10 protein-coding genes and 3 pseudogenes are annotated in these 15,255 nt (G+C 59.0%); 8 read left to right on the top strand and 5 right to left on the bottom strand.

All coding sequences use genetic code 11. The annotated features are described in order from the left end of the window. Positions 1 to 1,477 precede the first annotated feature (1,477 nt). The 4 genes from GNZ13_RS20250 (at position 1,478) to GNZ13_RS20235 (ending at position 3,636) form a co-directional block, all read left to right on the top strand. The gene (locus tag GNZ13_RS20250) at positions 1,478 to 1,675 is read left to right on the top strand and encodes a hypothetical protein (RefSeq protein WP_172167523.1); all 198 of its coding nucleotides are present in this window, start codon (positions 1,478 to 1,480) and stop codon (positions 1,673 to 1,675) included. A 299-nt stretch (positions 1,676 to 1,974) separates the two neighbouring features. Beyond that, complete coding sequence (locus GNZ13_RS20245; RefSeq protein WP_172167521.1) at positions 1,975 to 2,544, top strand: phasin family protein; 570 nt, start codon at positions 1,975 to 1,977, stop codon at positions 2,542 to 2,544. Positions 2,545 to 2,705: 161 nt separating this feature from the next. Continuing rightward, positions 2,706 to 3,449: an acetoacetyl-CoA reductase gene (gene phbB, locus GNZ13_RS20240; RefSeq protein WP_172167519.1), complete on the top strand. Its 744-nt coding sequence runs from the start codon at positions 2,706 to 2,708 to the stop codon at positions 3,447 to 3,449. A 28-nt stretch (positions 3,450 to 3,477) separates the two neighbouring features. After that, positions 3,478 to 3,636, top strand: a complete 159-nt coding sequence (locus GNZ13_RS20235; protein ID WP_172167517.1) for a hypothetical protein — start codon at positions 3,478 to 3,480, stop codon at positions 3,634 to 3,636. Positions 3,637 to 4,361: 725 nt separating this feature from the next. Here GNZ13_RS20235 and GNZ13_RS20230 read toward each other — a convergent pair. After that, entirely contained in the window at positions 4,362 to 6,332 is a 1,971-nt protein-coding gene (locus GNZ13_RS20230) for an alkaline phosphatase family protein (RefSeq protein WP_172167515.1), read from the bottom strand. Positions 6,333 to 6,550: 218 nt separating this feature from the next. Here GNZ13_RS20230 and GNZ13_RS20225 point away from each other — a divergent pair, with 218 nt between their 5' ends. The 4 genes and pseudogenes from GNZ13_RS20225 (at position 6,551) to GNZ13_RS51570 (ending at position 9,722) form a co-directional block, all read left to right on the top strand. Beyond that, positions 6,551 to 6,727, top strand: a complete 177-nt coding sequence (locus GNZ13_RS20225) for a hypothetical protein (protein ID WP_172167513.1) — start codon at positions 6,551 to 6,553, stop codon at positions 6,725 to 6,727. Between the two features lie 1,318 nt (positions 6,728 to 8,045). Continuing rightward, positions 8,046 to 8,297, top strand: coding sequence for a hypothetical protein (locus GNZ13_RS20220; RefSeq protein WP_172167512.1), 252 nt, complete (start codon positions 8,046 to 8,048; stop codon positions 8,295 to 8,297). Next, positions 8,294 to 8,683 carry a hypothetical protein gene (locus GNZ13_RS20215; protein WP_172167510.1) on the top strand — a complete coding sequence of 130 codons (390 nt, stop codon included), beginning with the start codon at positions 8,294 to 8,296 and terminating at the stop codon, positions 8,681 to 8,683. Before GNZ13_RS20220 ends, GNZ13_RS20215 begins: the two co-directional genes overlap by 4 nt. A 623-nt stretch (positions 8,684 to 9,306) precedes the next feature. Further along, positions 9,307 to 9,722 (top strand): annotated as a pseudogene (locus GNZ13_RS51570) (hypothetical protein). Between the two features lie 52 nt (positions 9,723 to 9,774). Here GNZ13_RS51570 and GNZ13_RS20205 read toward each other — a convergent pair. From GNZ13_RS20205 to GNZ13_RS20190, 4 genes and pseudogenes are all read right to left on the bottom strand, one after another. Further along, positions 9,775 to 9,942, bottom strand: a complete 168-nt coding sequence (locus GNZ13_RS20205) for a hypothetical protein (protein WP_172167506.1) — start codon at positions 9,940 to 9,942, stop codon at positions 9,775 to 9,777. 50 nt (positions 9,943 to 9,992) lie between these two features. Further along, positions 9,993 to 10,909: pseudogene (locus tag GNZ13_RS20200) on the bottom strand (DUF4382 domain-containing protein); the annotation flags it as partial. Between the two features lie 22 nt (positions 10,910 to 10,931). Further along, positions 10,932 to 14,435 carry an EAL domain-containing protein gene (locus GNZ13_RS20195; protein WP_172167505.1) on the bottom strand — a complete coding sequence of 1,168 codons (3,504 nt, stop codon included), beginning with the start codon at positions 14,433 to 14,435 and terminating at the stop codon, positions 10,932 to 10,934. Between the two features lie 385 nt (positions 14,436 to 14,820). Next, positions 14,821 to 15,255, bottom strand: a pseudogene (locus GNZ13_RS20190) (SDR family oxidoreductase); the annotation flags it as partial.

The raw sequence follows: 15,255 nt of genomic DNA, 5'->3' as shown, positions 1-15,255 counted from the left end.
CGGTCACTTCGGCATTTTTGACGTTTTCCCTGACAACGGCGGTAGGTTTGCGCACTTGACGGGTCATGTTCCCCGGGAACTCGCCAAGCATTCGCTGTCATTGCTGGGCAGCGTGCCGGATATCGGACTGCTCGACGTGGTCGAGTCTATGGGGCAGCGGTGATCGGTCGGTCAGGCAGACGGCAAACGAGGCCTGACAGGGGACCTTCCCAACAGGTTGGGGTGATCGTACTTTCCGTGGCAAATCTGGCGGTTTGATCCTGAAAATCCATGTGGATCAACAACTTGCAAAATCACCGAATGCGAGAAAGTCGCAGAGCGGCCGAGCCCAGCTGCAAGCGGTTCTTCACGCTAATACCGCCAGATTTTGCACGATTCGCACGATTACCCCTATGTGGAAGCGTTCCGCGAATTCGGTGAGCCGTTCGACCTATGTGGCCAGGTTGAATACGAATGTCCAAAAGCTGCGATGGCAGCGTTAGCGCTTGCTCGGACCACGGTCGTTCGCACCGCCGACGTCAGCGGCGCCGGATGGTTCGCGCAAGCGCAGGGGAGATTCCGCATGTATAAAAAAAGCCGCAGACATTGCTGCGGCTCAAACACACACGCTGCGCCAAGGGCGCTGACGTCGGTTCCATCCTACACATCCGCGTTTTTTGAAGCAATCAGGTATCTCGCCTGAATATTTGCGAGAGGCCGCCTTACCGCATTTACCGTGGAGAGCGGGCTGATGTCAAGCGCGGACGCAGGCGGTGCAGAACGGCCACGCGGCAGTCGTCCGGTGCCAGCATCATGTATTCGAACTTTCACTTGGCCGGAGTCCTGGCCGGTAGTTCGCTTTGTCGTGTCGATCAGTCAGTGTCCGAAATGGTCGACCTGGCAGATGGGCCGAAGCGTCAAGGCGGTCCAACCAGAACAAAGCGTCGTACGGCCTGTTATACCGGGCACAGGTTCTGAAGGGCCCCAAAGCGGATGGTGACAACCGGTCGAATCGGGGCGACTGCGGAAGTTCGAAGCAGACCTGGGTTGGACCAGGCCGCTTCGTATTTCGCAATGTCGGGCTAAGGATGGATAACCGCTTCAAATGGACGTTAGCCCATAAATACAATCTTCAAATATAAACTCATCCGATGCATTCAACATAAACTGGCACCATTAATTAGGTCATTGATTCACACATCGGTGTGTAGTCAGGATCAGCCATGGGCCATGCCAGTCAGGCATCCACTGGGATCGGCGGTGGCGTTATGCACAACATCGTGCTGCCATGCAATATACATAAATATTCATCAGACAAAATGGTTGTACCAATAAAAGCATTTCACATATTGCATTCGAAAATTGAGCAGTTATGATGACGTCTCGGTAAGGATTTCCTGAACGTGCTTTGCAAACGCCAAGGAAATATTTGCCGCCATTCGGCACGGAGAGGGTAATTAATGCTCGCGGCGCAGAAAGACTAAATCGAGGAGACGATATGCTGAGTCCCCATGAATTCGCTACCTTAATGCTCATCAAGGCCTCGCCGGATCAGATTGATCTAGGCCGCGCCGAGCTCGACACGCTGTTCGAGCAGCAACTCATATCACTGGAAAACCTCGCTTCAGGACGCTCGCGTCCTCATGTCACAAGCGACGGCGATTCCATTCTCAAGGCCGTCGCCCGGATACGCTAGACATCCGCGGCGTCCACCTCCCGACCCTGAATGAAACTGCGGCGTTTGCTGTTCCCATGTTCGACGCGAGCGCTGCTGCACCACACGGCGAGCGCGCCGAAGCAACAGTCATGAACGAAGCGTCGCAGTTGGGGTTTAAGTTGTAGTGCCTGTTGATGTAACGACCGACCGAAGTCCTTGCGACGCGTGCTGCCTGGCAGGCGTCCTTGCACTTCGATTTATCCATCATGACGATCCGCCGCAACACATCCGTTCGATCGGGGTTTCGCGCGCCGGACCGGATTTTGAGGAATTCAACAATGATTCTATCGAGTCCCGAACAAGTCGCCGCCGCGAAGGCCAACCTCGACGCGTTCTTCGGGTTGACCGGAAAGGTCTTTGAAGGCGTCGAGAAACTGGTCGCGCTGAACCTGCAGGTCGTCAGGTCCACGCTCGCCGAGGCGCAGGAGAACGTGACGAAGGTGCCCGGCACAACAGACCCGCAGCAGTGGTTCGCGCTGCAGGCAGGTTTCACCGGGCCTTTCGCAGAAAAATCGCTGTCATATGGCCGGCAAGTGTTCGACATCGCGTCGACCACGCAGGCTGAGGTGACACAGCTCGCTCAGGCGCACTACGAGCGGTATAACGATCGCGTGCAGGCACTCGTCGAGGGCGCGGCGAAGAATGCTCCCGCAGGTTCCGAAGCAGCGATCGCTGCGTGGAAATCCGCGATTACCACCACCACGACCCTGTACGAAACGCTGCAGAAAACGGGACAACAGGCCGTACAGGCTGCCGGAAGTAATTTTGATACACTCACGGCCACAGCGTCAAAGGCTGTGCGAAGCAATCCCCAGCAGGCTCCCGTAGCGGCGGGCGCGAAGCGATAGAACTGGCGCGGGCAGCGATGCCCGCGGTATGGTTTCTGTAATATATGAAGGATTCCTTATGGATAGGGAATCCCGCCTTCCAGTACATCCAGTTCCTGGACTGAAGGCAGTGTTGCTCCAGATGAGCATGACACCAGCTTAGCTTTTATGAGGACGATTCGATGGCAAAGCAGATCGCGGTAGTAACGGGTGGCATGGGTGGACTGGGCGAGGCGATCAGCATCAAGCTGCATGACGCCGGTTATGCGGTCGTGGTTACCTGTTCGCCGGGCAACACCGGTGCGAACGAGTGGCTCGCACGCATGGAAGCCGAGGGACGACAGTTCCGCGCGTACGCGGTCGACGTCGCCGACTACGACTCGTGCGAAAGATGCATGGCGCAAATCAGCGCTGAAGTCGGACCGGTCGACATCCTGATCAACAACGCCGGCATTACGCGCGACGCCAGCTTCAGGAAGCTCGACAAGGTCAATTGGGACGCGGTCATCCGGACCAACCTCGATTCGGTGTTCAACATGACGAAGCCGGTGTGCGACAGCATGGTCGAGCGTGGCTGGGGCCGCATCATCAACGTGTCGTCGATCATCGGCTCCAAGGGCGGGTTCGGCCAGACCAACTATGCGGCGGCGAAGGCTGGCATGCATGGCTTCACGAAATCGCTGGCGCTTGAGGTCGCGAAGAAAGGCGTCACTGTCAACACGATCTCGCCTGGCTATATCGCGACGAAGATGGTGATGGCGGTGCCCGAGGACATCCGCGAGACGAAGATCATTCCGCAGATTCCGGTCGGCCGGCTCGGACAGCCCGACGAAGTCGCCGCACTTGTGCTGTACCTGTGCTCGCGCGAAGCGGGCTTCGTGACTGGAGCCAACATTGCAATCAACGGGGGGCAACACCTGCAGTGAAGCGGATAGGTCTGCAATGGAGGTTCCGATGAGCGAAGCAGTGGCAATCGTTGTGGGTTCGTTCGTGCTGGCGATGGCACCCGTGTTCGTCGCCGCTCACTATTACCGGGAGCAAATGCGTCGAAAACGGCTCAGACAGCTGGATCACCATCACTACTGGCCGCACTGGAGCAACGCGCGGCATTGAACTACTGCGCTCGCTATCCTGTTGTTGCGGTACCGAGGGTGATCGCATCGTTGCCCAATGGATGGGCACCTGAATTCATCAGGAAACGCGCACTGGCAACACCTATGCGATGGCTGCCGCCGTTTCGTACGCCATGGCGGTAAACATCGATTCGCGCGACGATGAAACGGCGATATCTTGTGACTGGGTTGCCGCGCTCTCAGGCGCGGTGGCCGCCCTCGGATTCTGCTGGTCCTCTCAACCAGCAGAATCCCCTGAGCCAAGGCTTCACCGCCTTGGCTTTTTTGTGCGCCTGGCACGGGCGCACTCTTGTGGGTGCACGGCGATGTAAGAAACGGGGGATGGTAGTTCTCTGGATGCTGCCACACGCCATGGGCCGACTGCGGAAGTTCGAATCAGGCTTGGGTTCGGCCAAACCGTTTCGACATCGAACTTCCGGGTTCGGCCAACGAGAGATAGTCGCGGGGCATCGACGAATGACGGATCATCTGCCGATGCTGTTGGAAAAGTCGCTGTACGGCGTTTGCGACATGTCGAAAAGCGTCCGGGCAGCCGCGCATGCGGCACGATAGCGAGAGTGGCGGCGGTCCGTGCGCTCAAGGCGGCACGCAAGCGCTAGCGCAAACACAAACGCCAGAAGTAAAAAACCGCGCGCCAGGCCGGCTGCGCGGTGAAACCCTCCAGATCGGCAGAGCCGGTTCGGCCCTGCCCGCCATGCCATGCCGTTACGGCGTGCGCGGAAACTCGAACGCGTCGAACAGATCGCCGATTGCGGGCGAATTGACCGGCACATACGGATGCGTCTGCAGCTGGATCGGATTCGGCAGATTGTCGCGGCTTCTCTGCGTGATCGGCTTCAGATGCCAGTTGCGTTCGATGAACTTCAGGATCGACGCGTGATCCGAGTACTGATGCACGACACGGCCGCCGCGCGAGTATGCCGACACGACGATCATCGGAATGCGCGGGCCGTCGCCGAAGTAATCGAGCGGCTGGATGTAGCCTGAGTCGTAGTAGCCGCCGCCTTCGTCGGTCGTGACCAGGATCGCCGTCGAAGCCCACAGGCTCGGGTCGCGCTGTACCTTGTCGACCAGCTTGTGCACGAACGATTCAAAGAGCCCGAACTTCGACGACTCCGGGTGCCCGTCGAGCAGGCCGCCCGGCTTCACGAACGAAACCGCCGGCAGCGTGCCATTCGCAATGTCCGCATACAGATCGGTCGTGTCCTGCAGATGCGCACTGACGAGCGCGGGGTTCGTCATGATCGCGGTTTCATACAGGAACGGGTTGCAGATATTGCAGTAGACACTCGTGGCCGGTGTATTCACAAACGTATTCCAGCCCTCGCCGTAGTACTTCCACGAGATGCTCTTCTCGATCAGCGTATCGGCGATCGTGCGCACCGGCGACGGCGGGATCGTGAACGTACTTGTATTCACCGTGCCGTCCCCGTTGTAGCCGGGATTGTAGTTGTTCAGCAGGTAATACGTGTTCGGCTCGCACTTCGCGTCCGGCTTGTACGGCAAGCGGTCCAGATAGTGGCGCAGCGTACCGGCGCCGGGCTGATGACTGTCCGAGCAGTTGGTATACGTGCCGCCCGAATAGCCGTCCTGCGTGTAGTAGTTGTTGGTGCCCGGCTGCGGCAGCGGATTCTCGATCTGATCGGCGGGCGGTTTCGCGGCATTGCCGTTGCCGTCCGTGTAGTAGAGCGCGTCAGCCGTGCCGATCATGATGCTGTTCGCGCCCGTGCCGCCCATCACCGGCTGGTGATAGTTGTCGCTAATCGTGAATTGGCGCGCAAGATGCGTGAAGTACGGCATGTCGCCTGTATTCACGTTGTAATAGCCGAGCGCGGTTGCACCTTCGCCGGTGGTCTCGTCGTTGAAATTCGCGGGTTGCGGCTTGCCGTTCGAACCGGCGCCAATCGAGGTCTCGACCCATGCGAACAGATCCATCTGGCAACCGCTCGGATTATCGAGCGTGGCGTGATCGAGGCTGCAATCGGCCTGTTGCCAATTCTGGTAGAAGCGGTGCACCGGGCTATTGATGTACTGATCATAGTCGGGACCGACGCGCGAGATCTGATACGGTCCGTTCGGCAGGTTATACGTGTTCGAGCCGAAGCGCGTATCGACGCTATGCGTCGGCAGGCCGCTCGCACCGGTGGTCAAATGCACGACGTCCCATGGCTCCATCATCGTGCCCTCGGCGGCTTGCGCCGCTGCGAGCGTGGCGAACGGCGGCGGACTGGTATCGCTCGGTGTGCTTGCCGTAGAGCCGGTATTCGGTGCCGGTAGCACTGTATAGAGCTGCTTGCCGCCAGGCGCCATCTCGAAGCGCTTCGGGTCCGTGGCACTAGCCGTGTATTGCGCGGCCAGCGCGAAGTTCGGACCCGGGCGGCCGTCGGCCGTGATGATGCCCTTCGACAGCAGGTTCGCCACCGTCTGCCCCTGCCGCGGCGTGTAAGCGCCGAATACGTGATCGAACGTGCGGTTCTCTCCGACCACCACGATGACATGCTTGATCGGCGACGCAGTGTTCACTGCCGCAGCCGCTACCGCGGCCTCCTGCTCGCTTTGCGCGACAGCCGGGCAGATAGCTGCGGCAAGCGCGACGGAAACGGCCCCGCAAAGCAAGCCGCTTCTGAATGTTGGTGTACTGATTACATTGACAATTTTTTTCACGAACGCCTCCATGACGTTACTCGGACGAGCAAGCGGTAATGTGGCGTGTGGAAACGACGGGCAACTCCCTGCGTGGAGACGCTGCCTCTCTCTTGCAAAGCATTACGACCGAGAGAAATTATAGGTTGGCAATGACGATATAGAGACAAAAAGAAGTCGATGGCGTGTGAATTTTCTAACGAATAACTTTCAATGCGATCCGTATTGCATAATTCGCCCGCGGCACTGGATTGGACGACAACGATGTGCTCGCAACAAAGGTGCGCAAGCGCATCATTGACCATTGCCGTTATCTCGTCGCTTCAACAGGAACCGGCACTATACTTTCAAATGTCCTTATCGTTATTGCAGATTTCGACCACGCATTCGGTTTTTATTTGGCATTACTGTATGCAGACGGTCCATGATCGGGGGGGCGTGTCGGATAAGCGAATACCGCCGGCTTCGGAAGCGGCCGTTGTTACTCCGTCCTACCCTGTCGAATGACCGCAACGGCCGGTGAAGCAGCGTTCATCTTCGCCAATCGAACGGCCGCTTACTGGGTGGATCCGACATCTGAGCGTCCGAGCAACAGTGCGGGCGAATGACGCTTCATGGCCGAACCCCGAAGTTCGTCCGCGACACGAGGGCCGGTGTACCTTTGCCGACCGCGAATTTCCGTAGCCGACCCATTTCTGCCGTTGACCAATTTGCCGCACAAACGGCCGCAAACTGGTGCAAATCGGGCATTGGGAGACGTCTCGCTCGACGCTTCTACTCCTCCTTCTGCTGCCTGCCGAAGCTGTTGGTGACTTACGTGCCACATTGGACAGTCGCGGGGGCCGCAGATGCCGGAACCTGATCAGGTGTTTTTGTCTCCGTCGGTGCCGTGCCGGATTCGCTACATGGCGCGCCTTGCTGCTGACTTTCGCGCATTCAGCGTAAGAGGTCCAGCGGGTCGAGCGCTCAAACCCGAGCGATCGTTTAATCCGCTATCGAGCAAAGTCAAGTCAAGTCATCGCAATTTTGCATTGTCATTAATTTTCCTCGCTATTTAATAAGTTGAAAAAAGCACTCCATAGACTAGACTGGTCAATAACTTCTATCTGTGCACATTTTCTAATTTTCAACACGGGAAGCGGATAATGGGCGATCTCGTCATTGACCACGATGAACCATGATGGATCAGCTCTAATGTCCGGGTTGTGCCGGCCGGCAATTCGAACTAGCCATGTCCGCTTTCTGATGCAAGCCAGCGCAATTTGTCCTGATGCAGATGGGCGAACGGCATTTATAGCGGATTTTTTATCTACAAAAAACTCGACTTTCTATCGATCTGCGCCTACATCGAGACGCAAGGTGTACCCCGTTGTGCCGCACATGAATCGAAGTCGTGTCGACGTTTATGTCGAAGTTGGTGCATATGCCCCTGGCTGTCCCGTAGTGAGTCATTCAAGGTTCAGCCGGCTTTGGCAGGCGTTTGGTGCCTGCCTGCCCTTGGTCTCTCTTTGCTTGTGAGAGCCCGCTTTGGTTGAGACGGCAATAGGCCATGCTTCTGGATGGTTAAGATCGCTTTGCGTGGTCGCCCGGCAGTGCATGCCGCGACGCCCCTGTCCACGATTCTCATGGATTCCGAAATAGCACTGCACTCCTCTTATTGGCTGCGTCTTTGTCAAAATGCATTCGGCCGCTTATGGCCAGGCAGCCGATTGCGATCCAGGTTACGGCCCAGGAAAGGGGTTTACTATGCAATCCGCATTCAAGGTAGTTAGCAGTGTGCACTATGTTCGCCGCGCCCTGATTGTTTTCACCCTGCTCGCGGTCGCCGCATTCCAGCCTGCCGCAGGCCAAAGTTTCATCATCAGGGATCTCGGCGCGCTCCCCGGTGGCTTTAATTACAGCAACGCTCTCGGGATCAACGAGCGCGGCCAGGTGGTCGGCTATTCGATCACCGCGAGCGGGAAAACGCGCGCTTGTCTGTTTGAAAACGGGGGGTGACAGACCTGGGCACGTTCCCCGGTGGCAGCGATAGCACAGCTACCGCGGTCAACAATCGCGGCCAGGTGGTCGGTGGCTCGAGCACCGCACGCGGGAACTCGCACGCCTTTCTGTTCGAACACGGGGTGATGACCGACCTGGGTACGCTCCCCGGTCGCAACGACAGTAACGCTTTTGGGATCAACAATCGCGGCCAGGTGGTCGGCGAGTCGGATACCGGAACCAACCCGTACTTGCCGCACGCCTTTCTGTTTGAACACGGGATGATGACCGACCTGGGCACGCTCCCCGGGGACAACTTCAGCGAAGCTGTCGGAATCACCGAGGGCGGCCAGGTCGCGGGAAACTCCGCGTCGCACGCTATCCTTTGGACACGAGAAAAATGATTGCCGATCTCTAGTGGTTTACAAAAATTGTTGAAACTGCCGGACCAGCATAGCGCGTGGTCTCGCAGCGATTTTCGCCCTGACGTGCCGTGTACGGAGCGGTCACTGGCCGCCACTTACTTTCTGCGCCCAGGCGGCTTGCTTTGGCCGACGGGCGGCAACTGCCGTGGAAGTGCGACGGTCCGTTTTCTGGGCGAAGCCACCGTTCGCATGTCCGCGCGGAAGTTGGTGCCAGCGACCGTAGTTGGCCGCACCCTGCCTGTAGACGATCGGTGACACCCGACCCTGAAGAGACCTTTGCCATTCCGGCTCACAGCCGTCAGGTAACAGGTGGCTGAGCAGACGTTCGGAAAGCCAGCTTTGAAACCTGTAATTGGCCCAACCGACCGTTCGCGTAATGCCGATGGCCGCCATCCGCCGCGTTTGCTTCCGTACTTTGCGAACGGGCACCAGCCACATCTGGTCCGGAGCCGATCTGCCCGGTTTGTCGCAATCGGCCCAGGAATCGAGGCCGATCCGTGGCGACGAAACCATGCCACTTACAGTTGATTACAAGGTCCGGAGTTACCGGCGCGCGCCGTTCGTACAATCGAAGCATTCAGGTGGACTTCGGGAAAGCGAAAATGAAAACAGTGCAATGGATTGCTGCCAGCCTCGTGGCACTTGCGTCCGTGTCAGCCCTTGCGGCAGCGGGTGGCAATGGAGGCGGAAATGGTGGAAATGGTGGAAGCGGCGGAGCGGGAGGCAGCGGGGGGGGGCCGGGCACGGTGGTCTAGGCGGCAACGCGGGCGGCATGTCCGCCAGCCACATGAGCAGCAAGGGCGTCAGCAATACCAACGGCTTCAGTTCAGCCGACCGCGATGCCGGCCTTGCCCGCGCGGCGGATCGATCGGACACGCAGGCAGACCGTGCCGACGCGCAAACGAGCCGTAAGAGTCTTCATGCGGCTCACACAGATCACGCGCGTTCACACTCGCATGCGCGGGTGGGCGCGAAGCTCCACCACAGCCAGCAGGTCGCAATCAGCCATTCGACGTGATAGAACACAGAGGGCGCCTGCGGGCGCCCTCTGTGTTCCAGCTTTCTTCTCGTCAGCAATTCCCCTTTTTCGCCTGTCCCGGCGGACAGAAGCCGTTGCCCGGACCACCTTGGGGCCCGCCTTGCGGCACGACAACCACGCCCGGCGAATCAGGCACATACAGCGCACAGCCGCCCAGCAGGGCGGCGCCCGCCGTCAGGAGACAGAAGACTTTTTTCATGAGGTTCCCCGAGGAAGGGCTTGCGCCCTTCCTTCATCACGCGATGCTCGTTAGAAACTGAAGTTGACGTTGGCCTGATCGGATGCCGATACATTGACTGCGGACGACTGGGTCGCCCCGCTCACGCTATCGGCTTCTGCGGTGTACTGTCCGGCGGCGCTAGCGACGGGGGCCAGTGCGACCGGCAGGCTTGGTGTGTAGGTGCCGGTCAGTGGCGCAGCCGCGGGCAGGGTCAGCGCGTAGTTGCCGGTATCCAGATTGGCGTTCGCGCTGGTGATTTCGTAGTTAAGGCCGCTGATCGATTGCAGTGCCCGTACGATGGCCTGCGCACTGACCGGCAGAACTGTCCCGCTTGCGACGTGCATCACGGATGCAGGCAGCACGATCGGTGCCGACGACGTGGCCACGACTGTCGATGTATTCACAACGACAGGCACCGAGCGCACGATACCCGTTGCAACGCTATTCTGCACGATGACGACATCATAGTTGCCGTTAGTCGAACTCTGCTCGAGCGGCGTCAGCACGAACTGTCCGTTGCTGTCGGCAACGGTGCCCTTGATGACGTGGCCGTTCTGCTCCGCATAAACGACAGCCCCGGCTTCGGCCGGCGCGACGTAGCCGGAGATCGTACCGCTCACGACCGTCGGCGTCGCTCGACCAGCGTGTTGGGTTGAACCGTGAACGGCCGGATGATCTTGTAGCCACTTTGCGTGGCGCTTGGCGTGTCGAGCGACTGCTCGCTGCCGCCGGTCGGAACAATCGAATTCGCCAGCGTGTTGCCCTGATTCTGCGCGAGCACCAGACGAACCTGCTGATACTGGCCGGCGGGCAATGCGGTTTGTCCCAGGTCAGCCAGCACGCCGTTGGTCAGCGACAGCAGATCGATCTTCTGCGGGCTCGGCAATGCCACGTCAGTCCAGCTGTTGTTGGAAGCGGGCGAGCCGCGCATCGCACACCCGTTCACCGGACGGGTGTCTTGTCGTCGGTCAACTACGTGTATCAACTCCGCGGAGAAGAACTTCCTCCATGGGGGCGGGCACATGGACGAAGTACCCCTGTATATAGTCGGCTCCCATGTCTCGCAGCAATGCCGCGACGGCGGGTGTTTCGACGAATTCCGCGATAGTCTGCTTGCCGACGGCCTTTGCCACATCGCAGATACACCGCACCATCGCCTGATCAATGGGGTCATGTTCGAGATTGGTGATGAACTGTCCGTCGATCTTCAGGTAGTCCACAGGCAACGCTTTAAGGTAGCCGAACGACGACGCGCCGCTTCCGAAATCGTCCAGGGCGAAGTGCATGCCGCGCAATCGCAGCGACTGGACGAACTCCGTTGCCACCGACAGATTCGTGATCGCCGCTGTCTCTGTCACTTCAAAGCAAAGCTTATGCGTGTCGAATTGAAATGCGTCAGCCAGATCCCTCACGTACCGATGGAAGGCGCGGTCGCCGATGGACTGGCCGGAGAGGTTCACCGCGATACTGTCAACGTGGTCCAACTGGTCGCGATGGTGTGTCATCCATGCGAATACGTATTTGACCACCCAGCGATCAATGCGTGAGGCCATGTGGAAACGTTCAGCCGCTGACAGAAAAACATCGGGCAGTACCAGACACCCATCGGACTCGCGCAGGCGCAACAGAAGTTCGCACCGAAGGTGGTTCTCCTGCTGACCAAGCGCCCGTATGCGCTGGGCATATAGCTCGAAACGGTCTTCATCGAGGGCCTGCTCGAGACGCGTGACCCACTGCATCTCGCCGTGCCGCGCAAGTACGGCCTGATCGGCGTCGAACCACGCGTGCACGCGGTTGCGTCCCGCGTCCTTGGCGGCGTAGCACGCATTGTCAGCGGCCTGAAGCACGGCCGCAGTCGTTGGCCAGCGATCGTCAATGGGCACCAGACCGATGCTCGCACCAATATGGAAGCGCCGTTCGTTATAGGCGAATCGAAATTCGTCGAGGCGCTCGCAGATCTGGGAGGCGACCCGATGGGCCTGCTCCGTGTCGCATTGCTCCAGGATGACGCCAAACTCGTCGCCTCCTAGCCGGGCTAGTGTGTCGGTTGCCCGGATACACTGTCCCACCTGTTCCGTCACTTGTCGCAGCAACTGGTCCCCGGCGATATGACCGAAGGTATCGTTCACGACCTTGAATTGGTCCAGGTCGATGTACAGCATGGCGTGTCTGCTGCCTGCCTCGCGTGCATGGGATAGCACGCGGTTAAGTTGCGTTTCGAATTCCGCGCGATTTAGCAACCCCGTGAGGGCGTCATGTGTGGCGCGATAGCTCATTTCTTTGGTGAGCCGACGTTCTTCGGTCACGTCGTGAAACACCAGAACGACACCCAGAACTTCGCCAATCGTACTGACGATCGGGGCGGCGGAATCCTTGATCGCATGTTCTGCACCGGACCGTGATATCAGGACCGTATTGTCCGTGCTACCGACGACGCGGTTCTCGCTCAGACACTGGGTGACGGGATTCGGAGCGTGTACGCGCGTTGATTCGTTGCGGGCATCAAATACGTCGTCCAGCGGAAGGCCGCGCGCCTGGGCAATGAACCAGCCCGTTAGTCGCTCTGCCACTGGATTCAGGTATGTGACGCGACCGTGCGGATCGGTTGTGACGACGCCGTCGCCGATTGAATGCAACGTTATCCGGAGGAATTCATGCTGTTCGGCAAGGGTCGCCTGCATCCGTTTGCGCTCAGTGGTCTCGAGGACCAGAACAGCACACTGATTGGGGCCGGGGCGATATGCCACCATGTCAAACCAGCCACCCCCCGCTGCCGGTATATCCTGTCGCGCAACCGGCTCGCCAGTGAGTACAACCCCAGTTAGCGTGCCGAGCCAGTCCCATTCCAGGTCAGCCGGCCCTGCAAACACCTCGGAGACCTTCCTGCCGATCATGAGATCGGACGGAATATGACTTGTCCTCGCAATTGCCGGATTTGCCGCGACGAACCGGAAGTCGACAATCTTCGCGCTTGCGTCGCTGACAATATCCAGCAATACGAATCCTACCTGCATGTGTTCAAAAAGCGCGCGATACCGGCGCTCACTTTCGAGCAGGGTGGCCTCGACCTTCCTGCGCTCAGTGATATCCTCGATCACGGCCATGGACCGCCATGGCGTGCCATCGCTCTGCCTTTCGAGAAAGGCGGACAACAATACGTCGATCACTTCACCGTCCTTGCGCACCATTTCGTATTCGACGTTGCGGCAATGACCGGTGCGGAAGAACTCGGGAAGCACGACCTGACGGGCGTACTCGCGCGACGCGGGTGTCAGGAAATCGGATGAGGGCCGCCCCAGCACCTCGTCCCGGGTATACCCAAGCGTGCGAAGCCATAAGTCGCTCACGCTTATGAGCCTGCCTTGCACATCAATCGAGTGAAGCATCGCCGGGGTGCGTTCGTAGAGTTCGCGAACCCTCCGCTCGCTTTCAGTCAACGCCTGTTCGACGCGCCTACGCTCACTAACATCGCGTCCCACGGCATGAATCGCTACGATCCGTCCAGCGACGTCTGTCATCGGCCGATAGTTCCAGCGCACCCAGCGCTCGACTTTATCCGTCGACGCCATACGGACGACCAGCGTCGCGCCTGATCGACGCGTCATCACGTCGCGCAGAACCGCAGCCACCGATGCGCGGTCTTCATCGGCAACGGTATTGAGCAGGTCGGCGCCCGCAAGGCTCAGCGAGGAGCTGCCCATATAGCGTGCGAAGGCGTCGCTAATGTAGCCAATCTCTCCACCAGAACTGGCCAGCACGACGAGGTCTGTTTTCGGCTCGGGGGAGGCGTTCAGATTGAATCCGGTCCCGAACGGGGCGCTGGCGAGGGCACCCGCAGTGGGATTGAGCAGGCAGGTACTGACAATATGCGCCAGGCTGTCCAGTGCAGCTCGTTGCATATGAGTCAGTTGTCGGGGCTCGCATGCCGCCACCGACAGCACACCAATGCAGTGTCCCGTCGGGAGAACGATCGGCGCATTCGCATAGAACCGAATCTCAAGTCTATCGAAGATGAACGGATTCTGGGCAACGCGAGGATCGCCAGCCGCATCGACCACCTCAACCGCTTGATGGTCGCCCGCAACGAGCAGGCAGAACGCCGCCTCAGCGGCCGTCCACTCTTCCGCGGATAACCCGACATCTGAATGAAGCCAGCTCGAGTCAGGATCCGGTAAGGTTACTGCGGCGATCGGCACCTCGCAAATCGTCGCAGCGAGGCGTGCGATTTCCTCAAAAACTGAGGTGACTGTGCCACTGACAATGGCCGAATTGATAGCGTCGCCACGATGCGCGGGCCGGTACTCAGGCAGACGGTGAGATGTCATGTCGGGGTTCCCCGGAAGATTGCACGACTGAATGCGAATGGTATCAGCAGCGTACGCTGGTTTTTTGTTTCTGCCGTTTCTGGAACAGATCTGGACTGACGGTCCCGACAAGGACCACAAGTCTGCACGGCAGGGTGAATCTGTCATGGATGCGATAACGCCTGGTTACCGTCGGCGCGCAGGCGAGCGGCGACGGCGCGATTCCGAAGGTAGGCGAGCAATGCGCATATCCGGTCCGGCGTGACCGCACAGAGGACCGAAAAGCGGGTCATGTACTTTTGCCTTGCGATACCATGTACGGATTGACGGTCACGCAGATAAGCGTCCTCCCGGCACCGATGGCCTCGATACCTCACGCTTAGCCGTCTGAACCTGAGAGTTGCCTTGATCCGGACGTTGGGCGAATCGACCATGGGACCGCGTCGTTGGCGGGCAGCTTTCTCCTCAGGGCTTGAAGGCATGCGGCCGTCGATGCCGTAGGCGATTGCGGGTCCGCATCAACTCGAGCGTTTCCGGGCGTCGACACTTCGACTTACTCGAGGTGCTGGCCGCCGTTGATGGCGATATTCGCCCCGGTCAGAAAACCCGCCTCACGCGAACACAGGTACAGGACTAGCGCTGCGACTCCTGCTGGCTGTCCCAGTCGTCCGACGGGTATCTGGGGGATGATCTTCGCTTCAAGGACGTCCTGTGGCACTGCCATCACCATCCGTGTTGCGATGAATCCAGGTGAGATTGTGTTCACGGTCACCCCTTTTTTTCGCGACTTCGAGCGCCAGCGATTTCGTGAATCCGTGGATACCTGCTTTCGCGGCCGCATAGTTGGTCTGGCCGAAGCCGCCTTTGGAACCGATGATCGAGGATATATTGACAATGCGTCCCCAGCCACGCTCGACCATGCCGTCGCAGACGGGCTTCGTCATGTTGAAGACCGAATCGAGGTTGGTGCGGATGACTGCGTCCCAGT

Origin of the sequence: Paraburkholderia elongata, assembly GCF_013177735.1 — a bacterium.
GTDB classification, from domain to species: domain Bacteria; phylum Pseudomonadota; class Gammaproteobacteria; order Burkholderiales; family Burkholderiaceae; genus Paraburkholderia; species Paraburkholderia elongata.
The sequence above is the reverse complement of the archived record's forward strand: the minus strand, read 5'-3'. Positions and strand labels throughout refer to the sequence as shown.